This window comes from Kribbella sp. NPDC048928 (assembly GCF_043197975.1).
GTDB lineage: Bacteria > Actinomycetota > Actinomycetes > Propionibacteriales > Kribbellaceae > Kribbella.
This window is the reverse complement of the sequence record NZ_JBICUC010000004.1, coordinates 832,167-857,569: the sequence shown is the minus strand read 5'-3', so window position 1 is coordinate 857,569 and position 25,403 is coordinate 832,167. Positions and strand designations below refer to the sequence as shown.

Sequence of the window (25,403 nt, the reverse complement as noted above, 5' to 3'; positions counted from 1 at the left end):
AGTCATGCCTGTTATCGAGTTGGAGGACGTGTCGCGGGCGTTCACCGTCACGTCGCGATCCGGATTGCGCCGTACTCGCCGGGAGGTGCTGGCGGTCGACGGGATGTCGTTCACCGTCGAACCCGGCGAGGTGATGGGCTACATCGGCCCGAACGGCGCCGGGAAGTCCACCACGATCAAGATGCTGACCGGCATCCTCGTCCCGTCCGGCGGATCGATCCGGGTCGCCGGCGTCGATCCGTCGCGGCAGCGGCTGAAGCTGGCCAAGCGGATCGGGGTGGTGTTCGGGCAACGTACGACCTTGTGGTGGGACCTGCCGCTTCGTGACTCGTTCGCCGTGCTGCAGAAGATGTACGGCGTGCCGATCGCCCGGCACCGGGAGAACCTCGCGACCTTCGTCGAACTGCTCGACCTCGGAGACCTGCTCGACGTCCCGGTACGGCAGCTGTCCTTGGGCCAGCGGATGCGCGGCGACATCGCGGCGGCCCTGCTGCACGACCCGGAGATCGTCTACCTCGACGAGCCGACGATCGGGCTGGACGTGATCAGCAAGGCGCGGCTACGTGAGTTCCTGGCGCAGGTGAACGCGGAGCGCCGTACGACGATCATCCTCACCACCCACGACCTTGACGACATCGAAGCCCTCTGCACCCGCGTCATGGTCATCGACCACGGCCACCAGATCTTCGACGGCACTCTCCCCCAACTCCGCGCCAGCCAGTCCGCCCCGCGCACCCTGGTCGTCGACCTGGCCAGCTCCGTACCTCCTATCGAGGTAACCGGCGCCACAGTCGTCAAGGTAGACGGCCCCCGCCAGCACCTGACCTTCCCCACCACCACCAGCGCCGCCCCTTTGCTGGCCGAAATAGCAGCCAACTACCCCCTGGTAGACCTCTCAGTCTCCGAACCCACCATCGAATCCATCATCACCCAGCTCTACACCCCCACCCCCCACCCCTAGCCCCGCCCGCCCCACCCACACTCGCCCCTCGGAGCCCTAGACGCACCGCAAGTGCGCTGATGCCGTCGAAATCAGAGTCGTACGGAATGGTGGCGCCTATCCGTGACCCCACACGTCCCCGGCCGACCGCCGCGCCCCGGTCCCGGCACCCCGGGTCCCGACCGCCGCGCCCCGGTTCCGGCACGCCGCTCCGCCCGACGGCGCCGCCGCGGTTTCCGCACCGCACGCTCCCGCCCGTTCTCAGCGCGCTTCGCGACCCTGCCCGAGCGCCCGCATCGGGCGGACAGGCCACCATCTCAGCGGTGGACCTCTGAGCCGGTGGGTCCGCCCCTCGTCACACCACCCCGCCAACCCACAACCAGCGCGGCCAACCCCGCCAGTCACAGCACGGCGCCCGCATCCTTCGCCGTGACAACCGCGTCATCGCATCCCTCACTCATCGAACCCGGCCGCCATGGACAAGGTCGGCCGGCATCACCGGGTTCGGACCGCCCCGCCTCGGCCGCGCCGGCCTCCAATGTCCCGCTCGCCGAGTCGTGGATCTTGGTTGGTGGGGGCGGCGTGTCGGGAGCCGAAATCCACGGCTCAGCGGGGCAGGGGGCCGCCAGTCGCCACGACTCGGCGGACGGACCGCAGGTCGGGTGGCGCGTGTGGCGTGGGCGGGTTTTAGTTGGGCGCGTGGGTGCGTGGCGCGGGTCGGTGGTGCAGCAACAGCCGCGTCGAGCTACTCGTTGGACCCGGCGGCCATGGACAGGAGGTCCGCGGGGTCGATCGCTTTGGGGTCGGCGCGCCACTCGTCGAGGGCCTCCGAGTGGTCAACTTCGTCAAGCGTCCCGACACCCTGCTTGATCAGTCGGCGTGCCTCAGCCGTCCTGATCGGTTCGTAGCTGAAGGCGCGTTCCATGTAGTAGTCGTTGCGCAGGGCATTGTTGTCGTGGAACTTCCCCGTGTTAGCCACGTACGAGTACATATGCTCATGTGCCACCGCCGCCACTCACACCAGCCGCTCGTCCGCTCTCATCAAGTAGAGCTTCATTACGTACGTCACACCATCCGCAAGTTACTCGTTGGAGCCAGCGGCCATGGAGAATACGTCGGCCGGTGTCAGTGGGCTCGGGTCGGCGCGCCACTTGGCGAGGGCATTGGGGTGGTCGGTGTCGTTGAGCATGCCGAGGTCCTCGGCGATCCAGCGCCGCGCCTCGGCCGCGCCGATCGGCTCGTAGGTGAAGCGCCGGTCCATGTAGAAGTCGTTGCGCAAGGCATTGTTGTCATGAAACTTGCCGGTGTTCGCCACGTACGCATACATAGTCTCGTGCGCCAGCGCAGCCACCCACACAGCCCCGCCCTCGAGGTCCCTCACCAGGTAAAGCTTCATCGTGTGATCCCACCGTTCCGGTCGAGGTTTGTGGGCCGTGAGGAGCGCCCCGGCACCTGGGACTTTGCGTGCTCCTCGGCCGCTCTCCGGGAGTCACTGTAGTTGTTGACCGCGACACGCCTGCCACCCAAGTGTGTCAGCCCGGCAATGCCTCGAGGAACGTCCAGTGTGGCTGAGGCCTCGATGCATTGCTGCCTGGCCTCGGTCCGCTCGTCCGCCGACGCGGTGGCGCTGCGTTCGATCGCATACCACGAGGTCGTGAGCTCCTTGACGTTGGCGGAGGCGACCGAGTGGATCTGCACCTCGACGCCGGGAGACCCCGGGACGACGAGGTTCGCGTGGATGCCTTTGTACCGCGAGCCCTCGGTGTACGAATGCATCGCGTAGTAGACCTGCCAACCGTGGCCGCTGAGCGAGTCGGCGGTCCGGCGAGCGGCGGCGACCAGATCGTCAGGGGACTCTGTCAGGACCGTGTACCGCAGTACGTCGTCGATCGGCAAGGGATTCTTGGTCGCCTCCCAATCTGCCACCTTGCGGGCTAGGGAGTCTGGGGACTTCACTCGGTGGTCGAGTTGGTAGGGGATGGTGCCTGATGGGAGGGACTCGAGGAACTGGCTGGTCACGGTCGGCTCGGCGGCGGCAGCCTGTTCCAGGAGTTTGAGGCTCGCCCGGGTTGCTTTCGCCCCGTGGCGGTGGGTTAGTTCGGTGGTGGTCGGTAGGGCGCCCCAGTTGAGGGGGTGGGTGGTGGTTAGGGCTTGGTGGAGGGTTTGGGGGTTGGGGGTGGGCGGCATGTGGTCTCCCTGGACTGTCGTTCTTCGACGGTAGGGAGTTTGGGGTGGGTTGTGGGGTGGGTTTTCGGATCTGTGGATAACTCGAGTGGGTTACGGAATGGGTGGGGGTGGTGACGTTGGGGTGGTGGGGTCGTTGTGTGCGGGTAGGGACCCAACCGGATGGGGCTGATCGGGGGTAGAGAAGGTATGCCGACGATGACGGGTGAGCCGGTGGTGGGGGTGCAGGGGCCGCCGCCGGGGGACGGGCCTGGGTTCGTGGCGTGGGTTCGGCCGCATCTGGTGGCGATGTCGCGGCTGGCGGGGCGGCTGGCGGTGGGGGCGGATCGGGACGACGTGGTGCAGGAGGCGCTCGCGCGGGCCTGGACCAAGCGGTCGCAGTACGACGCGACTCGCGGTACGCCGTCGGCCTGGCTGCTCGCGATCACGGCGGACCAGGCACGCAAGGCGGTACGCCGGATGCGCCCGGCCGGCGGCTCGTTGTTCGACGTCGACGTACCAGGGCCGAGACCCGATCTCGATGCCCGGATGGATGTCGACCAGGCGATCATGTCGCTGTCGTCGCGGCAGCGGCTCGCGGTCGACTGCTACTACTTCGCGGACCTGTCCGTCGCCGAGACGGCCGCCGTCATGGGCTGCTCCGAAGGCACCGTCAAATCCACTCTCTCGGATGCTCGCGCCCGGCTCCGCACACTGCTCGAGGTCACCGAATGAACCCTGTGGACGAAGTTGACGACCTGCTCACCCGGGCCGGTGCGCGCTGGCGGGCCGACCAGGATCCGCCGCCGGAGCCCGACCTCGAGTACCTGGCGAGCGGCGGCCGCAAACCTCGCCGCTGGGTGCCGGCACTCGCCGCGGCCAGCGTGGCAGCGGTCGCAGCCGGCGTCATCGCCGTACTGCCCGGCGCCAAGCCTCCGACCTCGACGCAGCCGCAGACATTTGCCAACGGCAACCAAGCTCCGTACGCCGACCTGCTGGTCCACGACGGCGACGAAGTGACGGCGACCGGCTACGTCATCGTCGAGGCGGGCAAGGATCCGGTGTTCTGCCCCCCGTTGCCGCATCCGATGCCCATGCGCACGACCGGCGCCGAGCCGCAGACCTTCGACTGCCCGACGCAGTACCGGGTGAACCTGAAGAACTTCACCGGAGCCGCCGGTGCCATGACGGTGACGGGCAGCTGGAACGGTCGCACGATCGACGTGCGTACGCAGGCGGTGCCGGAGGTTCGTTCCACGACCGCCGAGCTGAGACTGCCGCCGGACGAGGTGCCCTGCCAACCCCCTGCAGGCGGGTGGTCGACCGCTCCGAACGTGATCGACAAGGCCGCGGTGAGCAAGTTCCTCACCGCCCACGAGAATCAGGCCGGCTCCCCGGAGTGGCTGTTTCCGAAGGGCCGCGTACCCGGCGCGCCTGAGGTGTTCACGATCGGCGTCGCGCACGGTGATCTCGCCGCGTTCCAGCGCGACTTCGAGAGGGTGTACAGCGGCAACCTCTGCGTTCACCAGGCCAAGTACAGCGAGACCGAATTGAACCGCAAGGCGAACGAGGTGATGAGCCTCATCCCGAACGGCCTCGGTGTGTACGGCGGTGGTGGGACCGCGGGCGACAAGCTGACCGTCCAGGCGCTCGTGTACGACGACGCGCTGAAGAACGCCCTGACACCGGTGGGCCTGGAGGACCTGAACCTCAACGTGGCGATCCGGCCCCTCCACTGACCCGGGTCGCTCAGCGTACGACGATCTCCTGTGGCGCAGTCACTCCAGGCGCTTTGCCCGCTTCAGCCCGGACCTGCAGCGGGCCGTACGGAGTCGGCACGGATCCCTGCGCCCACTCAAGACCGCCGAGCTGTGGTGTGACGGTGACTGCGCTCATCCCGGGCTCCGTTGGGCGTACGCCGAGCAGCGTCGCAACGTAGTGGTACAGCGGATGCGCACCCCACGCGTGGCAGTCGCTACGCGTCGGCTCGGGATGCTCGATGACGGTACGCAGCCCCCGATCCAGCAGGCCGTACCAGAGCCCGAGCCGCTCAAGCAGTACGTCGCTCCGCCCGATCCGCTGCAGCGCCTCGAACAGGTAGTGATCGAAGTACACCGTGGTCCGCGCTAGCCCCGCTCGTCCCTCTATCGGCGCTAGACCCTCTACCGGCGCTAGCTCTTCTATCGACGCTAGCTCTTCTATCGGTGCTAGCAGCGTCTGGAGCGTCGTCCTCAGCGCTGTCTCGCCGTACTTCGCGCCTGCGAGCACTGCTAGCGATTGCGAGTGCTCGCTGAACGCGGTGTGCTCGAGGTTGTCGGCGTACAGCCCGCGGTCCGCGTCGTAGAAGGCACCGTCGGCCGCCTCGAGCAGCCGGTCCGCCAGCTGCGAGTTCTGTGCGGCCGCATCGGACGAGCCGACCCAGGACTCCAGGTCAGCGGCCTGCCGAGCGACTAGTGCCAACTGCAGCTGCAGCACCGCCGACACACCGGTACCCGGACCGGGCCAGTCGGGGTGTACCTCGCCGTCCTGCACGATCCCGGGCGGTACGCCGGCGTCCCAGCCCGGCACCCAATCGGTGAAGTTCCAGCCGTGCAGCGCGTGGAAGATCCCGTGCTCGTCGACGGTACGGCGGTGTGCGTCGAGCGCAGCGCGGACGGCCGGCATCAGCTCGCTGACGAACTCCAGGTCGCCGCGCCACAGCGCGAAGTCGTGCACCATCGCGACCCACCACAGCGTGAACGGCGGGATCGGGGACGACTGCCGCGCCGGCGTACGAGACTGGACGAGGCCGTCGTCTCCCTGGCTGTGGGCGAAGGCGCGCAGGGCCTGCCGGGCAAGCGCGTCGTCTCCGGTGGTCGCGTACGCGATCAGGCACTGCAGCCTGGTGTCGCCCGCGTACTGGAGCTGCTCGTAGTACGGGCAGTCCATGGTCGTCTCGTGGCTGCAGGCCTGAAGGGTGCGGAACGCGAGTTGACCGACCTGTGCGAGCCGCGGGTCGCTCGCGGTGAAGCGGCTGCGGTCCTCGTACGGGTAGTGGGTCTCGCGGAAGCGCAGCCCGCTGATCGTGAGTGGTTCGCTCGCCGTGGTGACGAGGACCTCGACGTACCGGCCGGACTGCCACCACAGGGTGCTGTGCTGTTCCTGACCGCCGCCTGCGATGAAGAGGTCGCCGATGCCGTCCTCTTCGAGGCCCGGGCGGCCGAAGAGTTTGCCTTGGACGACGTCGCGATGTCCCTTGCCTGCTTGGGGTTCTGTCTCGTACAGGGACTCTTGCCAGTGCACCCGGACCTCGGCGTCGCGTCCGCTGTCGAGGTCGAGGAAGGGGTACGCGCACACGTACTGGTCGAGGTCGATCAGCACCCGGCGGCAGGTCTGCGGCGGCACGACCAGCGGCGTGCCGTCCAGCAGGCGTTGCCAGTCGGCGGCCTCGTCGCCCAGGTGGTCGGCCGCATCCACGACGCGGTCGCGCGTACGTTCACCCGCCGGATGCTGTGCAACGTGACGTACCCGAGCCCCGGAGGCCCAACGCTCAGCAGGCGCAGGCAACCGCCCCGGCACCAACGACCGCCCCGTACCAGCGCGAGCGCCGGCTGCGGCGGCCGGCCAGTTGAGGTTGTCCTGGCCGGTCTGCCAGCCCCACGGGAACGTACGGCCGTCGCTGACGTGCCGCGCACCGCACCCGTACCCATCGCCCTTCGGCAACAGACCGTGCCCAGGCAGCGCAGCCGCCCGCCAATCCGCCGTACCCGTATCCAGCTCCACCGCGTCCCCAGAGACAGACTCTGCGGCCAGCAAGAAGGTAGGACCATCACCAAGACTCAGCTGCGCCAGCGGCGCCTCGTCCCCAAGGCTCCACACCCGTGCAGCGAACCAGTGCCCACCGGCCGCCAGCCGCAGCCGGTGGGTCTCGAACGACCAGTGCGCGACCTCACCCCGCGACGGACCACGCCCGACAAGCTCACCGTCGAGCCACAACTCGTACCGCTCGTCGGCAGACACATGTACGTCGACCTCAGTCGCCCCCGCGCACTCCACCCGCAGCCGGAACCCAGCGACCTCACCGCTTGACTCCGCCCGCACCCACCGCGCCTGCCCCACGAACGGATCGCCATCGACCATCGTCATCAGTCAGTCCCTCTAGGTTGTTCCGCAAGCACCGGCAGTTCAGTGATGCGCAGCCGCGCCGTCCCGTACGGAACCAGTCGATGCGGCTCGATCACGACCCAACTGTCGTCCGGAGCAGCCGGCGGAGGAGCCGAGTCAGCACCGTCGCGGTTCCAGCCAGGGATCTGCCCGCCGGTCACCTCGACCCCGACCGCGGTGGAGCTGCGATGGAACGGGACGTCCGGTACCGCCCCGCGATGCACCTGCCAGCTCGACCGCCCGCGCGGACCGTCGACCACCACGCCGATGTTCCAGTTGTTGCGCGGATGAACGTGCCATTCGCCCAGACCGGGCGCCTCTGGAATCGGGAACCAGTTCTCACCGGGCGTACTGACCATCACCAGCGGCCCCACGCCGATCGACACCGCACCGTTCTCCCGCGAAGACGTCCGTACTTCCTGCGGCAACCGCACCGTCACAACGTCGCCGTCCTGCCAGCTCCGGTCGATCCTGACGTACTCCGGCGCGCCCGGCACCGCCGTACCGTTAACGGAGATGTCAGGCGCCACGCACCAGCGCGGGATCCGGAACGCCAGCGTTCCGGACGCGACCCCGCTGCCCGCCACACCGACGCTGATCCGCGCGGTCTCCTCGAACGGATAACCCGTCTCGACGTCGAGCATGACCGGTACACCGCCGAGTTCGGCCCGCACGTGACACGGTGCGTACGACATCGCGACGAGTCCGGCGTCGTCGGCCAGCCACAACGAGCGGACGTACTTCGGCCAGCCCTGATGCAGGTTCGCGGTGCAGCAGCCGAAGTGCGGCTCCAGCCCGAAGATGTTGGCGTCGTCGGTCGAGTACGACCATGCGCGGCGATCGACCGACGCGGCGATCTGGTTCGCCTGCTGGAGGTACTGATGTGCACGCAGCTCCGGGTCCGAGCTCGCCGGCAGGTGGTTGAACGCGAGCAACTCCAGGTCGTCGCCCCACGCCGTGTCGCCGAACACTCGCAGGTTGGTCGACGCGGTGAACATCGACTCGACCACCTGACAGGTCTCGAGACCTTGGGTCGCGGCGCGGCCACCCAGCCACTCATCCCCCGAGAACCAGCCGTGCGCCTGCCCGTGCAGCGCGAGCACCTGGTCGAGCTGCTCGCGGGCGCGCTCAGCACGATCGGCCTGCGCGTCGTTCAGGTACCAGACCGCCTCGGAGCGCAGGGCCATGGCGACGTTCGGCCCGTGCGCCGGGTGCGAGAAGCGGGTCACCTTGCCCTTCGGCAAGCCCGCACCGAGGAAGTGCCGCCAGTCCGTCGTTTGTTGCTGCAGTACGGCGGCCAGTTCGCGCAGTCGCGGGTCAGGCCGCCGGTCGTACAGCCACCAGATCGACAGAGCGTTCTCGGCGCCCCGTGCCTGGCCCCAGTCGCGGAGCGGTCGTTGGTGCAGCTCGCGCAACTGGTGCTCGGCGTACCGGCTGATGAGGTCCGCCACGCGCTCGTCGCCGGTCGCGTCGGCGTGCTGGGTGAGCACCTTGAGCGCGACCATCCGCGGCCACCAGTCGTTGTTGCCGGCGGGTCCGAACATCCCGTCCGGGCGCTGCGACGCGAGCATCCACTCGATCCACGGCTCGGCCTGCTTGATCAGGCCGGCGTCGTGCAGCACGTGGCCCAGTGGGACGAGCCCGTCGAGGTAATACGGCCCGCGTTCCCACGACTCGCCCTGGCCTCCCAGCCAGCCGCTCCGTGCGCTGACGTCCTCCCAGAGCTCGGGGAGCCGCCCAGTGATGTTGTCGGCCTGCAGCCGCAGCTGCCGCTCCAGCCAGCCGCGCGGTTCGATCGCGCCCAGCGGCAGCTCCGCGTAACGGGCCGTGCCTGGCATGTCCGGTACGTCGACGGAAGTCACCCCGGCATCAAACCAGGTCGACGAAGCTCGAACGGTCGTGGAAGAAGTCGACGAGCAGACGAGCCGTCTTCGCGGGCTGGTCGATCGCGGGGGAGTGACCGGCGTCCGGGATGACCTCTGCCTCGACGCCCAGCCCTGCGGCCATCGCCCGCTGCACGGGGAGCGGCCAGCCGTCGTCGGTGGCTCCGTGCAGCACCTGCGTCCGTACGCCGGCCTTGGCCAGCTCGTCCGTACGGTCCTCGGCATCCGTCAGCCGGCGGGTGATCTCAGCCAGGCTGGTGGGTACGTTGCTGGTGAACCGCTTACGCAGGAAGGCGGCAACGTCCTCGGCCGGAGCGGCGTACCCGGGAGCCTTGCGGTCGTGCTCGAGCTTCAGGTCGTACACCTGCTCGATCGGCAGGTTCTCCAGGCCGAACGCGAGCATCTGCAGGCTCTGCAGCGTCGCCTCGTCCGTGAACGCAGCCGGACCCGAGCAGAGCAGGCTGATCGTGGAGAACACGGACGGATCCGTCAGTACGGCCTCACGCGCCACGAGCCCACCGAACGAGTGCCCGACCAGCTGGCTGTAGCCGCCGAGCGCCTTGCTCATCGCGACCACGTCCGCGCCCAACTCCGCCAGCGAGTACGCCGACTTGTCGGACGGGCCCGCGGTCTCGTACTGCCCGCGCTGGTCGACGGCCACCGTCCGCCACCCGTAGCGGCAGAGGTGGTCGACCAGGGGAGTGAAGTCCTCCTTGCTGCCCGTCCAGCCCGGCACCAGCAGCACCGTGCCCAGCGGCGTACCGATCGACGGTACTGCGGTCAGCGTGGCGAACGGGCCCCGCTCGGTCTCGAGGGTCTCCAGGCGGACCCCGTCGGGCAGCGTCAACGTACGCGGCGTACTCACAGGTAGAGCGTACCGACGAACGGGTACTGGTTGCCCGCAGACCCGCGTCGCGCGTCGAGCCACGCGGATCCGGCGCCGGGCGCCGGGACCACTACCCGTCCTTCGGTACGCGGTGCGCGGGGCGTTCCGTGGTGCGGCACAATGGCCGGGTGCCTCGCACTCTCGCGGTCGCCAATCAGAAGGGCGGCGTGGCCAAGACGACCACCGTCGCCACCCTCGGCGCAGCCCTCGCCGAGCTCGGTGAACGGGTGCTGCTCGTCGACCTGGACCCACAGGCCTGCCTGACGTTCTCCGTCGGCATCGACCCCGAGGAGCTGGACAAGTCTGTCCACCACGTCCTGCTCGGCGGGGTCCGCGCACGCGACGTACTGATCGAGTTCGACGACGCCCCGGACCTGCTGCCCGCGACGATCGCGCTGGCGACCGCGGAGGTGCAGTTGGCCCGGGAGAGCGGCCCGGAGCAGGTACTGCGCACCGCGCTGCGGCCGCTGAACGCGTCGTACGACTGGATCATCGTGGACTGCCCGCCGACGCTTGGCCTGCTCACCGTCAACGGGCTGTCCGCGGCCTCCGACGTCCTGATTCCCTTGCAGTGCGAGACGTTGGCGCATCGTGGCGTAGGGCAACTACTCGACACGGTGCACGACGTACAGCAGCTGGCGAACCCCGGTCTGCAAGTACTGGGCGTGCTTCCGACGCTGTACGACGGACGTACGACGCATGCCCGCGCCGTCCTGGAAACGATCGCGGAAACCTACTCACTGGACGTACTGCAGCCGGCGATTCCGAAGTCGATCCGGTTCGCGGAGGCGCCGGCGATCGGCGAGACCGTGCTCAGTACGGCGCCGGCCTCGCCCGGTGCGAAGGCGTACCGGGCGTTGGCCGGCGCCCTCCGTCACTGACCGCTGCTCGGGGCGGTCGGCGGAAGCTGCACCGGCTGACGGCGGAGCTTGTGCCGGAAGCGCCACAGCGGTACGCCGATGATCGCGAGCAGCACGAGGAACGGCAGCAGTGCGCCGACCGCGGTAGCGATGGCGGAGAAGGTCGCGCTGAACGCATGCCAGCCGCCCTTCAGGCCCGCCAGGAAGCCCTTGTCCTGATGGGTTTCCGTCTGTACGGGCGGCTTTCCCGTCTCGCTCAGCGTCAGGGTGAGCGTCGCGAGTTCGGTCTGCTGCGCGAGGTTCTTCTGCTTGGCCAGCAGGGACTCGAGGTCCGCCTCGCGGCGGGTCAGTTCGCTCTCCACCGAGACGATGTCGCCGATCGAGTTCGCCTTGGCCATCAGCGCGCGCATCCGGTCCAGGCTGGCTCGCTGCGACTCGATCCGGCTCGCGACGTCCACGACCTGTTCGCTGACGTCGGTCGACTCCTGGTGGATCTGCAGGCGTTTGCCGAGGTCCGAGAGCCGCTGGATCGCGTCCTCGAAAGACTTGGTCGGGACCTTCAGAACGAGGTTCGACCGGGTGATCCTGCCGTCGGAGTCGCTGCCGGTGTCCTCGGAGGCGACCTGACCGTCCAGGGCGGCAATCGCGGTGACGGCCTTCTGGCGCATGCCCGACACGTCGTCGCCCTCGACGGACAGTGAGCCGGTCTTGATGATCGCTCGCGTGATCTCCGGCTGGACCTGGCCGGTCCCGGCGGACTTGCCCTGCGCCGGTGCCTGCGGCTTCGCGTTCGCCGCCGACTCACCCGAGTCCTGCTTCGCGGCCCGCGCGTCCCCGCTGCTCGCGTGATCGTTGCCGGACGCTCCGCAGCCGGCCAGCACCATGACCCCCAGCACGGCCGCGACGGCTGTTACCCCTCTGATCCGCCCCATCACCCAGCCCCTCTCTCGTGGTTTCGTCCTAGGACGGCCCACGTGGGGCTGGGTGTTGCAGCGTCAGATCACCATTAGGAAACGTTCACTCCGGCGCACTGAACAACGGCGCAGCCTTCTTAGCCGCAGCCTTCTTAGCAGGAGCCTTCTTGACCGGAGCCTTCTTCGCCACGGCCTTCTTCGCGGGAGCCTTCTTGGCGACAGCCTTCTCGGCTACGGCTTTCTTGGCGGGCGCCTTCTTGGTGACGGCCTTCTCGGCCACCGCCTTCTCGGCCACCGCCTTCTCGGCCACCGCCTTCTCGGCTACGGCTTTCTTGGCGGGAGCCTTCTTGGCCACGGCCTTCTCGGCTACGGCTTTCTTGGCGGGAGCCTTCTTGGCGACGGCCTTCTCGGCTACGGCTTTCTTGGCGGGAGCCTTCTTGGCGACGGCCTTCTCGGCCACCGCCTTCTTGGCAGGAGCCTTCTTCGCGGGAGCCTTCTTCGCGACAGCCTTCTCAGCCACAGCCTTCTTGGCAGGAGCCTTCTTGGCCGCGGCCTTCTTCGGTGCAGCCTTCTTGGGCGCAGCCGCCTTCACCTCAGGTGCAGCAACCACCTCCGGCTGCGACGCCTGCGGTTGCGCTACCTTCTGCGCCCGCTTGGCCGCCTTCTTCACCGGCGCCTCAGCAGCAACCGGGGCCGCCTCGGCGGTCGGCTCCGCCTTCGTGGCGGCGGTCTTGCGGGTCCGGGTGCGCTTGGCCGGCTTCTCAGCCGTCACCTCAGCAGCAGCCGCCTTGGCGACCGGCCCCTCAACAACAGCAGCCTCAGCAACCGGCGCCTCAGCAACCGGCGCCTCGGCAACAGCTGCCTTAGCGGCGGGTGCCTCGGACTGGGGTGCTGTGAAGTGGGGTGCTGTGGCCTGAGGCGCCGTGGCCTGAGGTGCCGTGGCCTGGGGTGCCTCGGCTGCGGTGGTTGACGTTGTTGCGGCCTGCTGGTCGCGGGTACCGCGTCCGCGGTTGCGCTTACGCGGCTTCCGCTCGGGAGCCTGCTCGGCGACCTCGGTCGCGACCGGCACCTCGGTCTTGGTGGTGACGTCGGCGAACTCCTCGACCGGCTGTCCCGCCCGCGTACGCTTCCGGGACCGGTTCCGCTTCCGGCTCCGCCCCGACCGCTCGCCGTCACCCACCGGCCGCTCAGAACGCTCCGACCTCTCAGTACGCTCCGGCCGATCCGTCCTCGCCGAACGATCCGACCGCTCCGAACGATCGCTCCGCTCAGTACGATCCGATCGCGCTGACCGCTCACCACGATCCGAACGCTCGGACCGCTCCGAACGATCCGTCCGGTCGCGGCGGCCGCGGGAGTCGCGGGGCTCGCGTGCCTCGCGGGTGTCCTTCGGGTCGCGGGCTCCCCGGATCCGGCCCTTCGCGCCGCTCGGGATGCCGAGGTCGTGGTACAGCTCCGGCGACGTCGAGTAGATCTCCTGCGGGTCTTCGTACGGCAGGTCGAGCGCCTTGTTGATCACCTTCCACCGGGTCACGTCGGGCCAGTCGACGAAGGTGACGGCGATACCGCTCGCCCCCGCGCGTCCGGTCCGGCCGATCCGGTGGATGTAGGTCTTCTCGTCCTCGGGGCAGGTGTTGTTGATGACGTGCGTGACGCCCTCGACATCGATTCCCCGGGCGGCCACGTCGGTGCAGACCAGTACGTCGACCTTGTCGCCGCGGAACCGGGTCAGCGCCCGCTCCCGGGCCTGCTGGTTCAGGTCACCGTGGATCGCGGCGGCCTTGAACCCACGGTCCTGCAGGTCGTCGGTCAGCCGGGACGCCTCGCGCTTTGTCCTGCAGAAGATCATCACCCGGCCGCGGTCCTCGGCCTGCAGGATCCGGGCGACCACCTCGGGCTTGTCCAGGTCGTGCGCGCGGTAGACGAACTGGGCCGTGGTCGGCACCATCTCGGTGTCCTCGTGGGACTCCGCGCGGATGTTCAGCGGGTGCCGCATGTGGGTGCGGGCGAGCCCGATCACCGCGGACGGCATGGTTGCCGAGAACAACATGGTCTGGCGCAGCTCGGGCGTCTTGCGGAGGATCCGCTCGACGTCGGGCAGGAAGCCCAGGTCGAGCATCTCGTCGGCCTCGTCGAGGACCAGGACCTTGATGTGGCCGAGGTCGAGGACGCCGCGGTTGGCCAGGTCGAGCAGGCGTCCGGGCGTACCGACGACGACGTCGACGCCGGTCTTCAGCGCGTCCAGCTGCGGCTCGTACGCGACCCCGCCGTAGATGGTCAGGATCCGTACGGCGCGCACGGTCGACGCGGTCTGGAGGTCCTTGGCGACCTGGATGGTCAGCTCCCGGGTGGGAGTGACGACCAGGGCCTGCGGCTTGCCGGGCGCGACCAGCTCGGCGTAGTCGGCCTCGTGCGGCGCGATCGTGCGCTGCAGCAACGGGATGCCGAAGCCGAGCGTCTTGCCGGTGCCGGTACGGGCCTGGCCGATCAGATCGGTGCCCATCAGGGCCACCGGGAGGGTCATCTCCTGGATCGGGAAGGGTTCGACGATGTTGACGCTGTCGAGCGCGTCACAGATCTCGGGGAGCACCCCGAGCTCTCGGAAGGTGGTCAGGCTGATCGCCTCTCACATGCTTGTGCGGACAGATGCTCAGTGGCCGGGCGCCTGGGGCAGAAAGCCCCGATCGTGAGGCGCGGGGACACTGTGCAAGCACCTCGCACCAGCTTGCCCATCTGGGCGCGTCACCGGCGAATCGCTCACCAGTGTAACCGCAGCAGCTGTCAACGCCGCTTCGTGTGGCCTGCGCCACGGTTCCGCGCGTTCGGCAGGGTGCCGGGCACCTCTCCCGACCAGCTTTCTCTTCGGTGCATTTCCACTCCCTGCCGGGCGTAGCCCGATAGGGTGCCGGGCATGGAGCAGACGGCCTTTGATGATCCCGCCTACCGGGCCGCGGCGGTGGATCTGCTGGGTGTGCTCGCGTACGGCGAGCTGACCGCGTTCGAGCGGATGGCGGAGGACGCCAAGCTGGCGCCGACGCTGAACGACAAGGCGGAGCTGGCGGCGCTGGCGACCACCGAGTTCGGGCACTTCCGGCAGCTCCGGGACCGCCTGGTGCAGCTCGGGGTGGACCCGATGGACGCGATGGAGCCGTTCGTCACGCCGCTGGACGCGTTCCACGACCACACCGCTCCGTCGGACTGGCTCGAGGGCCTGGTCAAGGCGTACGTCGGGGACGGGCTGGCCAACGACTTCTACCGGGAGATCGCGTCGTTCGTGGACGCGGAGACTCGGGCGCTGGTGCTGGAGGTGTTCGCGGACTCCGGGCAGGCGGAGTTCGTGGTGGACCGGGTCCGGGCCGCGATCGACGAGGACCCGAAGCTCGGCGGCCGGCTCGCGCTGTGGGGCCGCCGCCTGGTCGGCGAGGCGCTGAGCCAGGCGCAGCGCATCGCCGCCGACCGTGACTCGCTGGCCGCGCTGCTCGCCGGCAGTGTCGACCGCCCCGGCCTGGACCTGGCCGCGATCGGCCGGATGTTCACCCGTCTCACCGAGGCCCACACCGCCCGCATGACCGCCCTCGGCCTGCAAGCCTGACCCCTCCCGCGGCCGCGGAGATGGCAACGGCCGCCTGCCCCGGGTGGGGTGGCGGCCGTTTGGTTGTGCCTCGGGTCAGGCGGCTTTGGTCTTGCTGTTGTTGCGGGAGGCGATGATCGCGACGACGATCGCGGCGCAGATGATCTGGATCAGGTACTGGATCCAGTCCGGGCCGGACGTGTCCTTGACACCGAGCAGTTTCGCGATCAGGCCACCGATGAAGGCGCCGATGCCGCCGCCCAGGATGGTCCACCCGAGGCTGATGTTCTGCTTGCCGGGGAGCACCAGCCGGGCCAGTGGCCCGAAGATGATGCCCGCGATGAGGCTGACGATGATCATCCAGATCCAGTAACCCACGGTTCCTCCTCGAAAGGGGTGGTGGCCTGCGCCTGGTCAGGTGCCCCGTGACAACCAGACCAGTACTGACGCAGGTCTCACCGCAATCGTGCCCCCTGAGCGCCCCGCTGCAACCCGGACACGCGCGACTGTGTCCGGAATGCGATCAGATCGCGCCGAAGCCGACCTTGCGCGCCGAAACCTCGCCGATCTCGACGTACGCGAGCCGATCGGCCGGCACCAGCACCCGGCGGCCCTTGTCGTCGGTCAGCTCGAGCAGACCCGTCTTCCCGCTGAGTGCGTCCGCGACCAGCTGCTGGACCTCTTCCGGGCTCTGGTCGCTCTCCAGAACCAACTCACGATTGGCGTGCTGTACGCCGATCTTGACCTCCACGAAACCCTCCGGACGCGCTCCGACCGGCGGCTCTCGCCGGTGACGCTTCGAGCCTATCCGCTGCTTGTCCCCGGTCCGCACCCGTCCGCCCAGAGCAGAACCTTGAGCGGTCGGCCAGCGGGTCAGCCATCGGTGCGGGGGAAGCCCCGGATGCCTCGCCAGGCAAGGGAAGCGACCAGGTCCGCGGCGTCTTCCTGGGGGAGGTCCGGGTTGCCGGAGCCCAGCCAGTACCGCGCGCTGACCTGCGCCATGCCGACCAGGCTGACCGCGAGCACCATCGACTGCTCCTGGCTCAGGCCGGCGTCGGCGCTGATCACCTCGGAGACCGCCTCGGCGCAGGCGTGGGTCACCCGGTCGACCCGCTCCCGGACGGCCGGCTCGTTGGTCAGGTCGGACTCGAAGACCAGCCGGAACGCGCCCTGGGCGTTCGCCACGTAGTCGTAGAAGGCGTGCATCGTCGCCGCGACCCGGAGTTTGTTGTCCTCGGTGGACTTCAGCGCGTCCTGCACGGAGGCGACGATCGCCTCGCAGGAGCTGTCCAGGAGCGCCAGGTACAGCTCCAGTTTGCCGGGGAAGTGCTGGTACAGGACCGGCTTGGAGACGCCGGCCCGGTCCGCGATGTCGTCCATCGCGGCGGCGTGGTAGCCGTTCGCGACGAACACTTCCTGTGCCGCCTCGAGCAGTTGCGCGCGTCGCGCGAGCCGGGGCAGGCGGCTCCCACGCTTGGGTGCGGTCTCCGGTGGCGTCGACACGTCGGGCTCCTTCGGTGGTGCGCTCCGGCGGCTGTCCTCGTCCGCCAGGTCGTCCAACGAATCCTACCCAGCAGTCCTCCCGGTCAGTAGCTTCCCCGCCGACCGGTTCGGAATCAGCGGTAGTCGTCGTCATCCTCGGTGCCCCCGACGGGGCGGCGCTGCTCCTCGACATCGGCCGGATCCGCCTCGTTCGGGAGCTCGTCGTCCTCGGGCCGGTCGTCCACCACGGTGGAGGTCAGGCGCTGCTCGAGGACGTCCGCCTCAGGCGCGTCGTCCGGCACGTCCTGGTCGCCGGTGTCCTCGTACTCGGTCTCGCTGGTCATGCGGATCGCTCTCCTTCCAGCTGCGAAAGTTACGACGGTAGGGGCTGCGGGTCGTCGTACAGCCCGTCCAGTACGTCGCCGTACTCCTCGATCCTGGCGAGTACGTCGTGTGGCAGGAACCGCAGGTCCTGGGGCGACGTGGCCGACGCCACCTCGTCCCAGTCGATCGGGGTGGACACCCGTGGTTCGTCCGAGCCTCGGAGCGAGTACGGCGCGAGCGTGGTCTTGGCGCTGGCGTTCTGGCTCCAGTCGATGAACACCTTGCCGGGCCGGAGCGCCTTGGTCATGTTGGCGGTGACGTTCTCCGGCAGGGCCTCGGCGAGCTGCTCGGCGAGCTGCTTCGCGAAGGCACTGGTGTCTCTGGACGACGCGGGCTCGATCGGTACGTACAGGTGCATGCCCTTGTTCCCGGAGGTCTTCGGCCAGCCCTCCATGCCGTAGTGGCCGAGCAGCTGCCGGAGCGCCAGTGCGACGTCGCAGCACTCCACGATGGTCGCGCCGGGTCCCGGGTCCAGGTCGAACACGATCAGGTCGGCCTGCGGGTTCTTGCCCTGGTCGGACAGCCCGATGCGCCACTGCGGGACGTGCAGCTCGAGCGCGGCCAGGTTCGCCAGCCACACCACGGTCTGTACGTCGTCACACACCACGAAGCTCATCTCGTCCCGGCCCGTGGAGCTACCGGGAGTGGGCAGCGTCTCCGTGCGTACCCAGGACGGCGTGCCGCGTGGAGCGTTCTTCTCGAAGAAGAACGCCGCCTCCGTGCCGTCCGGCCACCGCTTGCGGGTCAGCGGCCGGTCGGACAGGTGTGGCAGCAGCAGAGCGGCCACCTGGTGGTAGTAGTCGATCACCTCGGCCTTGGTGAAGCCGGACTGTGGATACAGCACCTTGCCGAGGTTGGTGAGCTTCATCGTCTGCCCGTCCACCTCGGTCGTCAGCTGCTGCTGCGAACCCGCCATGCCTCCCAGTCTCCATCAACCGGACCGACGACACCCCGGTCAGGGAAGGTTCGTGCAACTCGCACTCAGGTACGTCGTCGCAGGCGCGTCGCTCTCCACCAGCTTCCCGTCCACCCAGATCTCACAGCGCAGTGTGCCGGTCTCCCCGTTCCGTTGGGGCGCGTGCACCCCGAGGACCTGACTGCTGCCTTTGGTCTGGAGTGGAGGAGACGTGCACCGGTGTAGCCGAGCAGGACCAGTTGGAAGGCGGGGTACGCGAGGAGCACGGCTGCGAGCACCACGATGACGGTGTTGCGAGTGGTGTGCTTTCGAGGCTGAGGCGGCTGAGGGTGCTGGTACCGCGTCATGGTCCGCAGTCTTCCGTGCGGTGGGTTCTACCATGGTCCCGTGGATAGTTACGGGCCAGTAACCGGGGGTGCCGTACCCGTGGAGTTGCAAGAGTGGCCGGAGCGGCGGGTGCCGGTTGCCGGGGTGGAGTTGTCGGTCAGGGACGTGCCTGGCGCTGCGGAGGACCTGCCGCCGGCGTTGTTCGTCCATGGCCTCGGCGGGTCCTCACTGAACTGGACTGCCCTCGGGCTGCTCCTCAACGACACCATCCGCGGCATCGCGCCCGACCTGCCCGGTTTTGGACGTACGCCCTTGTCCGGTGTGACCGGGATCGCAGAGCAGGCCGCACTGCTGGTCCAGCTCCTCGAGCAGGAGTACGACCAGCCGGTGCACGTGTTCGGGAACTCGATGGGTGGTGCCGCGTCGGTGGCGCTGGCTGCACAGCGTCCCGATCTGGTCGCGTCACTCACCCTCGTCTCGCCGGCACTGCCGCACCCGCGCGTATCGGCAAGCGCCCTGTGGTTCACCGCCCTTGCGACCCCGCGGCTCGGCCCAGCAGTGCTGGAACGGACGGCGCGGCTGCCGTTCGACCAGCGGTTCGAGGCTTCGTTGGCGATGGTGTTCGGTGATCCGCGGGCTCTGGCGCCTGAGGTACGCGCGGCGTACGAGCAGGAGCTGCACCGGCGTGACACCGACCCGTGGGGCCGGCAGGCGACTGTGGAAGGTGCACGCAGCATCCTGCGCTCGTCACTGGCCCGGCCGCGCCGCTCGTTGTGGGCGGACGCTGCCACGGTGCAGTGCCCGGTGCTGCTGATCTACGGCGGCAAGGACCGGCTGGTCGACGCGCGGATCCGTACCAAGGCGCACCGCACCTTCCCGAACGCTCACCTGCTGTACCTGCCCCGGTCCGGCCACGTCGCCCAGATGGAACACCCCGAAGAGGTGGCCCGCGCGTTCCGTCAGCTGATCTCCTGATCGAGTCGATTCCGACGTGCGGCTGAGACACGACTGAAGGGCGGGTCGGGTCAACTTGGGCGCGTGATTGGCAGAACCGCCCGAAATCTGTCGTTGGGGATCGCTGTACTGCTGGGGATCGGGTCGCTTCCGGCGACCGCCGCGCCTCCGGCCGTCCCGTCAGTCGTTGCTCGAAGCAACAACTGGGACGTGCGACCGCTCGCAGACGGCTACCGACTGACCCTGCACCTGGACGCGCCCGCACCGATGCGCTCGTCCCTTCCGCTGCTGGAGGTGGACGGCGCACCACTCGGTGTCGCGAAACAGTCCCCTGACCGCAAGACCCTGACCCTGGTCACCACAGACCCAGCTGTCGTCTCAGCACGTGACGTGCAACTGGTGTGGTCCGGTGATCTCGGCAAGGAGGACGGCAAGGGCCGCAACATCACTGCGGCCGGCCCGACCGACGCTGACTGGCTCAAGGCGCGGCGTGGTCCGCTGCTGCCTTCGGACCCCGGCGCACTGGGCAAGTACAAGGTCGACACGGCCGAGTACAACCTGGGTGACGAGGCCGTCTACCTGCCAGGTCTTGCGCACCGCTCCGAGCTGCGCGGCAAGGTGTACTCGCCGCGTGGTGCGATCGGTCCGCGGCCGCTCGTCGTGTTCCTGCACGGCCGGCACGAGGTCTGCTACGGCGAGCCGAGCAGCACCCGCGCCGACGAAAAGCCGTGGCCGTGCCCACCGGGCACGAAGCCGATCCCCAGCTACCGCGGGTACGACGGTGCGGCCACCGCGCTGGCCAGCAACGGCTACCAGGTTGTCTCGATCAGTGCGAACGCCATCAATGCCTGGGACGGTGAGGCGTACGACGCCGGCGCCCAGGCCCGCGCCGAGTTGGTCCTGGACCACCTGGCGCTGTGGCGCAAGTGGTCGACCGTCGGCGGCGGCCCGTTCGGTACGCGGTTCGTCGGCAAGGTCAACCTGCAGAACGTCGGCCTGATGGGCCACTCCCGCGGTGGTGAGGGCGTCGCACGGGCAGCCGTGCTGAACGCGGGCCGCGGTGGCCAGTACGGCATCCGTGCTGTCCTTCCGCTCGCTCCCACGGACTTCGCGCGTTCCACCGTGCCGGGGGTCGCCATGAGCGTCGTACTGCCGTACTGCGACGGCGACGTGTCCGACCTGGAAGGCCAACAGTTCTACGACGACACCAGGTACTCCGTGGACGGGGACACCGCGCCGCGGTCGACCGTCACAGTGCTGGGTGCCAACCACAACTTCTTCAACACCGAGTGGACCCCCGGTCAGTCCGTCGCCCCTTCGAGCGACGACTGGTTCGGCGACGAGAAGGCCTCACCGTGCGGGGCGAAGTACCAGGGCCGGTTGACCGCGAAGCAGCAGCAGGCGGTCGGTACGGCGTACGTAGCAGGCTTCTTCCGCTTGCAACTGGGGCACGAGACGCAGTTCCTGCCGCAGTTCGACGGCTCCGACGCCCGAGCCGCGTCTGCTGGTAAGGCAGTCGTACGGGTGACGTCGCAGGCCGCGCACCGCCGGGACCTGGACCACTTCGACAAGCCGTTGTCGGCCGGTGCGGTCACTGGGAAGGCAACAGCGACACTGTGCGCCGGTGTGACGAGCACGGCTGCCAAGGATGCTGTCCTACCAACCTGCATGGCGACTGACGACTGGGCCAACGCACCGCACTGGACCGCTGCCTGGTTCGCGTCGAAGACACCGACCACGGCGGTCACCAAGCTGAAGTGGACCGGCAGCGACGGAGTAGTGCGCGTCAAGGTGCCGGCAGGACAGCGTGACGTACGGCGGTTCGCTGCACTCACGTTCCGCGCCGCACCGGACCCCGCTGGTACGCCGAAGACCGACCTGACCGTCCATGTGATCGACGGCCACGGACGAGCCGCCGCCGTACCGGTGTCAGCTGTCAGCGATGCACTGGTGCGAATGCCGGGCAGCAACGAGAACGGTCTCCCCAAGAACCTGCTGCGGACCGTACGGATCCCTGTTGCGTCGCTGAAGGGCGTGGACCTCCGTGACGTACGCACCGTGGAACTCCGGACGGACCGGGTCGCTTCAGGCTCGGTGTACGTGAGTGATCTGGCCTTCTCGACCCCCGCACTCGGGCTCTCGGCACCTGCGGTCCTGCTGCCGAAGCTGTCCGCGTCGAACGTCACAGTGAAGGAGGGGGACAAGGGCACGCACACCGTGGACTTCTGGGTACGCGTGTCGCGGCCGAGCATCCGCCCCGTCAGTGTGTACGTCGAGACGAACGGGGACCTCGGCGAGTCGATCGGTGCGGTGTCACGGCGTCTGGTGTTCAAACCAGGGCAGGTGCGCCAGAAGGTGACTGTGCCGATCACCGGGAACACCCGGGACAGCTACGACCTCCCGTTCAGTCTGGTGCTGTCTGCGCCACACGACGCCCTGCTGGACGAGTCGTTCGGGCACGGCCTGGTCCTCGACGACGATCCGACGCCGACCCTCACCCTCGGGAACGTGCAGACGGTGGAGAAGACCGCGGTGGTCGACCTGGGCGCGAAGCTGTCCGCGCCGAGCGACAAGTACGTCAGCTTCTCCGGTGTCCTCAAGGACGGTACGGCGGTGATCCGCAAGGACTACGCCGGCGTCAACGACGACGGGACCGGCCCGGCGGACCGGTCCATCGATGGGTACATCGAACCGGGCAAGACCACCGGTCAGCTCCAGGTGAAGATCCTCGACGACAAGGTCAAGGAGCCGGCCGAGACGTTCAGCGCGGTGATCACCCAGCTCGAAGGGGCGAACCTGAAGCTCCCCGCGACCGCGACCGTCACAATCACCGACAACGACTGAGACGCAGGTACCGGGATGTGGACTCTGTCGGGGGCGGTTGGCATAGTGCGGGAACATGGAGGAGGGACAGATGGTTGAAAACCGGAGATCCCGTCCAACGTCTTCCTGAGGAGCCGACACGTGTCACTGCCACCGCTGGTCGAACCGGCCGACGAGCTGACGATTGACGAGGTGCGGCGGTATTCGCGGCACCTGATCATCCCCGAGGTCGGGATGGCCGGGCAGAAGCGGCTGAAGAACGCCAAGGTGCTGGTGATCGGCGCCGGCGGTCTCGGCAGCCCCGCGCTGCTCTACCTGGCCGCCGCCGGGGTCGGCACGCTCGGCATCGTCGAGTTCGACACCGTCGACGAGTCCAACCTGCAGCGCCAGGTCATCCACGGCCAGTCCGACGTGGGCAAGTCCAAGGCGCAGTCCGCCAAGGAGTCCATCCTCGAGGTCAACCCGTACACGAACGTCGTCCTGCACGAGACCCGGCTGGACAACGACAACGTGTTCGAGATCTTCGAGCCGTACGACCTGATCGTCGACGGCACCGACAACTTCGCCACCCGGTACCTGGTGAACGACGCCGCCGTGCTGCTGCACAAGCCGTACGTGTGGGGTTCGATCTTCCGCTTCGACGGCCAGGTCAGCGTGTTCTGGGCCGACAACGGCCCGTGCTACCGCTGCCTGTACCCGGAGCCCCCGCCGCCCGGCATGGTCCCGTCCTGCGCCGAGGGCGGCGTGCTCGGCGTGCTCTGCGCATCGGTCGGTGCCGCGCAGGTCACCGAGGCGATCAAGCTGCTCACCGGCATCGGCGACCCGTCGCTCGGCCGGCTGAACATCTACGAGGCCCTCGACCTGAACTGGCGTGCCCTGAAGGTCCGCAAGGACCCGAACTGCGCCATCTGCGGCGAGAACCCGACCGTCACCGAGCTGATCGACTACGAGAGCTTCTGCGGCGCGATCACCGAGGAGGCGGCCGACGCGGCCGCCGGCTCGACGATCTCGGTGAAGCAGCTCAGCGAGTGGATCAAGCTCAAGGAGAACGGCGAGAAGGACTTCGTGCTGATCGACGTCCGGGAGCCGAACGAGTACGAGATCAACAAGATCCCGGGCTCGGTGCTGATCCCGAAGGCCGACTTCCAGACCGGTGTCGCGCTGGAGAAGCTGCCGCAGGACAAGCAGCTGGTCTTCCACTGCAAGTCCGGCGTCCGCTCAGCCGAGGTGCTTGCGATCGCCAAGGGCGCAGGCTTCTCCGACGCGGTCCACGTCGGTGGCGGCGTCGTCGCCTGGGTCGATCAGATCGACCCGAGCCAGCCTTCGTACTGAGCAGGTGCGACGGAGGGATCCCGCTCGGGGTCCCTCCGTCTGCTATTTCACCGGAGCAGGCTGGTAGGCCGGGTCGTCGCAATCGATGCGAACGTCGTCCAGGCCGAACCACTCGCCCTTGACCAGGCAGTGTTCGCCGACGTTCCGGCCGTCGAGGAGGATCACGTCGCGCCGGTACTTGCCGTGCGGGTGCCACACGACCTCGACCCCGTAGAGCTCGGACAGCCGGTGCGTGACCTCGGCGTTGTCGGGTCGCAAGACCCATCTCGCGGTGGCGACGCTCGCAACGATCAGGGCCACGTACAGGACGGCGAGCAGTTTGTGCCCTTTCGGTGACGAGACGGTTCGGCGCCGGGGTTGTGATCGCACGCGCCGATCCTCGCGTACGGGAGCGTCACCTCAGAACGGCATGCGGCAGCTCGCGACCGCTTCGACTGCGCGCGGGTCCCCAGTGGCCAACGGGTGGTCGTCGCGGCCCGACAGTGCGCGCATATAGCCGACCGCGTCCACGGCGGCGTGACCTACTGGCTCACCCCTCCCGAGCTGGTAGGTCCCACCTCCCGGGCCGGTCAGCTCCACCTCGACCGCCGGCCGGTCGCCCCACCACGGCCCGTCGATGACGTCGTACATCACCTGTGCGACGAGCTCTCCGGCGTACGGCCCCGCCTCGAACGGTCGTCCCAGCGCCTGGCAGACGTCGTCGCGATGCATCCACAGGTCCCGCGCGAGCAGGATGTCGTGGACGTACCCGAGACTCATCCGGACGCCGTTGAACGTCATGGACATCCGCCGCATCAGCCCTGGCTCGGTGGAGATCTTCCGTGTCGCCGTCGCCCACTCCCGGTCGAACGTCTCCCGCAGCTCCGCGGGCGCCGTGCCGCGGTGCTCGTCGGCCTGGATCATCATGTGCGCGTCGATCCGCAGTACGTCCGGATAGACCCGCTTCGCCTTCCGGTACCGGCGGGGGAACGACGACAGCTTGTTCACGTCCTCCGCCTGCCCGATCAGGTGGCCGGCGACGTCAGCGACATCCCACTCGTCGCAGACCGTACGCCGCTGCCACTCGTCCCCGTCGATCGACGCGAGCAGCTCGTGCCAAACCTGGAGCTCGGCGTCCCGGTGCAGCCGGCACCGTGACCGGTCCGCCCGTTCGATCTGGTCCGCCAGTACTGCGGTCATCTCATCCCCCTGGTGCGTAGTGCTGATGGAACATGTCGAGCACCGTCGGCAGCATCCGTACGAACCGCCCGTCCTCGAAGGAGGCGTCCGGCTCGTTCGCCATCTGCTGCGACAACAGCCCGGCTGTCAGCGACGTGAACAGCGCGATGCCCTCGTCGCTGGCGGCGTCCGGGTGCAGGTAGCCGGCGTCGGCGGTCGCCTGCAGGTGGTTGCGCAGATCCTCGAGCGTCTCTTGCGCGGGCGCGTACGCCTCCGGGCTCGGCTCGAAGCCGGGAATCGTCCGCCAGAACAGGAGCTGTGTGTAGACCGGGTTGTCCAGGCACCACCGGGAGAACGCCGTGGCGGCGATCAGGTTGTGCTTGAGCGGGTTCTCGGTCGTCGCGCTCGCCAGCGCCGTCCGGTACGCATCCCGCTGCAGCTCACTGCCGCGCTGGAACAACGCGTCGTAGATCGCCATCTTGGACGGGAAGTACTGGTACAGCGACGGCGGCTGCATACCGAGCCGTCGCGCCACCGCGGACAGGCTCAGCGCCGCGACGCCCTCGGCGTCCATCAACTCGATGGCCATGTCGAGGATCTCCCCGATCGTCTCCTGGCGACGGCGGGTCCGGCGGTCCGACGCGATGCTCATGCCATAAGGAAAACC

General features: G+C 68.6%; 24 protein-coding genes. 8 read left to right on the top strand and 16 right to left on the bottom strand.

All coding sequences use genetic code 11. The features are described 5' to 3' along the window. The first annotated feature begins 4 nt into the window (after positions 1-4). Entirely contained in the window at positions 5-961 is a 957-nt protein-coding gene (locus ACGFI6_RS22010; protein WP_393121232.1) for an ATP-binding cassette domain-containing protein, read from the top strand. Positions 962-1,685: 724 nt separating this feature from the next. On the opposite strand, the gene ACGFI6_RS22005 is transcribed toward ACGFI6_RS22010, so the two are convergent. From ACGFI6_RS22005 to ACGFI6_RS21995, 3 genes are all read right to left on the bottom strand, one after another. After that, positions 1,686-1,919: a hypothetical protein gene (locus ACGFI6_RS22005; protein WP_393121230.1), complete on the bottom strand. Its 234-nt coding sequence runs from the start codon at positions 1,917-1,919 to the stop codon at positions 1,686-1,688. 102 nt (positions 1,920-2,021) lie between these two features. Then, positions 2,022-2,336: a hypothetical protein gene (locus ACGFI6_RS22000; RefSeq protein WP_393121228.1), complete on the bottom strand. Its 315-nt coding sequence runs from the start codon at positions 2,334-2,336 to the stop codon at positions 2,022-2,024. Next, the gene (locus ACGFI6_RS21995; RefSeq protein ID WP_393121226.1) at positions 2,333-3,127 is read right to left on the bottom strand and encodes a hypothetical protein; all 795 of its coding nucleotides are present in this window, start codon (positions 3,125-3,127) and stop codon (positions 2,333-2,335) included. The genes ACGFI6_RS22000 and ACGFI6_RS21995 overlap by 4 nt, the downstream gene beginning before the upstream one ends. 186 nt (positions 3,128-3,313) lie before the next feature. Here ACGFI6_RS21995 and ACGFI6_RS21990 point away from each other — a divergent pair, with 186 nt between their 5' ends. Beyond that, a complete protein-coding gene (locus tag ACGFI6_RS21990) occupies positions 3,314-3,838 on the top strand; it encodes an RNA polymerase sigma factor (RefSeq protein ID WP_393121224.1) in 525 nt (174 codons plus the stop codon). After that, positions 3,835-4,842 (top strand): hypothetical protein, encoded by a 1,008-nt coding sequence (locus tag ACGFI6_RS21985; protein ID WP_393121223.1) that lies wholly within the window; start codon positions 3,835-3,837, stop codon positions 4,840-4,842. Before ACGFI6_RS21990 ends, ACGFI6_RS21985 begins: the two co-directional genes overlap by 4 nt. Positions 4,843-4,852: 10 nt before the next feature. On the opposite strand, the gene ACGFI6_RS21980 is transcribed toward ACGFI6_RS21985, so the two are convergent. Genes ACGFI6_RS21980 through ACGFI6_RS21970 form a run of 3 tightly spaced genes read right to left on the bottom strand, consistent with a single transcriptional unit; the run spans position 4,853 to position 9,994 of the window. After that, a complete protein-coding gene (locus ACGFI6_RS21980; protein WP_393121221.1) occupies positions 4,853-7,228 on the bottom strand; it encodes an alpha-L-rhamnosidase C-terminal domain-containing protein in 2,376 nt (791 codons plus the stop codon). After that, complete coding sequence (locus ACGFI6_RS21975) at positions 7,228-9,108, bottom strand: beta-L-arabinofuranosidase domain-containing protein (protein ID WP_393121219.1); 1,881 nt, start codon at positions 9,106-9,108, stop codon at positions 7,228-7,230. The genes ACGFI6_RS21980 and ACGFI6_RS21975 overlap by 1 nt, the downstream gene beginning before the upstream one ends. A gap of 7 nt (positions 9,109-9,115) precedes the next feature. Next, entirely contained in the window at positions 9,116-9,994 is an 879-nt protein-coding gene (locus ACGFI6_RS21970) for an alpha/beta fold hydrolase (protein WP_393121217.1), read from the bottom strand. A gap of 149 nt (positions 9,995-10,143) precedes the next feature. On the opposite strand from ACGFI6_RS21970, the gene ACGFI6_RS21965 reads away from it, so the two are divergent. Further along, on the top strand, positions 10,144-10,896 hold the full coding sequence (locus ACGFI6_RS21965; RefSeq protein ID WP_393121215.1) for a ParA family protein: 753 nt from the start codon (positions 10,144-10,146) through the stop codon (positions 10,894-10,896). On the opposite strand, the gene ACGFI6_RS21960 is transcribed toward ACGFI6_RS21965, so the two are convergent. Together ACGFI6_RS21960 and ACGFI6_RS21955 are read right to left on the bottom strand one after the other, a co-directional pair. Further along, entirely contained in the window at positions 10,890-11,807 is a 918-nt protein-coding gene (locus tag ACGFI6_RS21960) for a DUF4349 domain-containing protein (protein WP_393121213.1), read from the bottom strand. The two genes, ACGFI6_RS21965 and ACGFI6_RS21960, sit on opposite strands and share 7 nt — an antisense overlap. 85 nt (positions 11,808-11,892) lie before the next feature. After that, positions 11,893-14,379 carry a DEAD/DEAH box helicase gene (locus tag ACGFI6_RS21955; protein WP_393121211.1) on the bottom strand — a complete coding sequence of 829 codons (2,487 nt, stop codon included), beginning with the start codon at positions 14,377-14,379 and terminating at the stop codon, positions 11,893-11,895. Between the two features lie 321 nt (positions 14,380-14,700). On the opposite strand from ACGFI6_RS21955, the gene ACGFI6_RS21950 reads away from it, so the two are divergent. Further along, positions 14,701-15,381: a ferritin-like fold-containing protein gene (locus ACGFI6_RS21950; RefSeq protein WP_393121209.1), complete on the top strand. Its 681-nt coding sequence runs from the start codon at positions 14,701-14,703 to the stop codon at positions 15,379-15,381. A 75-nt stretch (positions 15,382-15,456) separates the two neighbouring features. Here ACGFI6_RS21950 and ACGFI6_RS21945 read toward each other — a convergent pair whose 3' ends face one another. The 5 genes from ACGFI6_RS21945 to ligD all read right to left on the bottom strand — a co-directional run bounded on the left by ACGFI6_RS21945 (position 15,457) and on the right by ligD (position 18,142). Further along, positions 15,457-15,738 carry a GlsB/YeaQ/YmgE family stress response membrane protein gene (locus ACGFI6_RS21945; RefSeq protein WP_393121207.1) on the bottom strand — a complete coding sequence of 94 codons (282 nt, stop codon included), beginning with the start codon at positions 15,736-15,738 and terminating at the stop codon, positions 15,457-15,459. 145 nt (positions 15,739-15,883) lie between these two features. Further along, positions 15,884-16,111: a DUF3107 domain-containing protein gene (locus tag ACGFI6_RS21940; RefSeq protein WP_393121206.1), complete on the bottom strand. Its 228-nt coding sequence runs from the start codon at positions 16,109-16,111 to the stop codon at positions 15,884-15,886. A 122-nt stretch (positions 16,112-16,233) separates the two neighbouring features. Next, positions 16,234-16,863, bottom strand: coding sequence for a TetR/AcrR family transcriptional regulator (locus tag ACGFI6_RS21935; protein ID WP_393121204.1), 630 nt, complete (start codon positions 16,861-16,863; stop codon positions 16,234-16,236). Between the two features lie 113 nt (positions 16,864-16,976). Further along, a complete protein-coding gene (locus tag ACGFI6_RS21930) occupies positions 16,977-17,186 on the bottom strand; it encodes a hypothetical protein (RefSeq protein WP_393121202.1) in 210 nt (69 codons plus the stop codon). A 29-nt stretch (positions 17,187-17,215) separates the two neighbouring features. Then, the gene (gene ligD, locus ACGFI6_RS21925) at positions 17,216-18,142 is read right to left on the bottom strand and encodes a non-homologous end-joining DNA ligase (protein ID WP_393121200.1); all 927 of its coding nucleotides are present in this window, start codon (positions 18,140-18,142) and stop codon (positions 17,216-17,218) included. 426 nt (positions 18,143-18,568) lie between these two features. On the opposite strand from ligD, the gene ACGFI6_RS21920 reads away from it, so the two are divergent. From ACGFI6_RS21920 to moeZ, 3 genes are all read left to right on the top strand, one after another. Further along, on the top strand, positions 18,569-19,444 hold the full coding sequence (locus ACGFI6_RS21920; RefSeq protein WP_393121198.1) for an alpha/beta fold hydrolase: 876 nt from the start codon (positions 18,569-18,571) through the stop codon (positions 19,442-19,444). A gap of 189 nt (positions 19,445-19,633) precedes the next feature. Further along, the gene (locus tag ACGFI6_RS21915) at positions 19,634-22,267 is read left to right on the top strand and encodes a Calx-beta domain-containing protein (RefSeq protein ID WP_393121196.1); all 2,634 of its coding nucleotides are present in this window, start codon (positions 19,634-19,636) and stop codon (positions 22,265-22,267) included. A gap of 120 nt (positions 22,268-22,387) precedes the next feature. Next, positions 22,388-23,578: an adenylyltransferase/sulfurtransferase MoeZ gene (gene moeZ, locus ACGFI6_RS21910; protein ID WP_393121194.1), complete on the top strand. Its 1,191-nt coding sequence runs from the start codon at positions 22,388-22,390 to the stop codon at positions 23,576-23,578. A gap of 42 nt (positions 23,579-23,620) precedes the next feature. Here the strand turns inward: moeZ and ACGFI6_RS21905 are convergent, their stop codons facing one another. The 3 genes from ACGFI6_RS21905 to ACGFI6_RS21895 are packed head-to-tail and all read right to left on the bottom strand — an operon-like array spanning position 23,621 to position 25,388. Next, positions 23,621-23,947 (bottom strand): hypothetical protein, encoded by a 327-nt coding sequence (locus ACGFI6_RS21905; RefSeq protein WP_393121192.1) that lies wholly within the window; start codon positions 23,945-23,947, stop codon positions 23,621-23,623. Positions 23,948-23,977: 30 nt separating this feature from the next. Next, positions 23,978-24,757 (bottom strand): maleylpyruvate isomerase family mycothiol-dependent enzyme, encoded by a 780-nt coding sequence (locus ACGFI6_RS21900; RefSeq protein WP_393121190.1) that lies wholly within the window; start codon positions 24,755-24,757, stop codon positions 23,978-23,980. Between the two features lies 1 nt (position 24,758). Continuing rightward, entirely contained in the window at positions 24,759-25,388 is a 630-nt protein-coding gene (locus ACGFI6_RS21895) for a TetR/AcrR family transcriptional regulator (RefSeq protein WP_393121187.1), read from the bottom strand. Positions 25,389-25,403 lie beyond the last annotated feature (15 nt).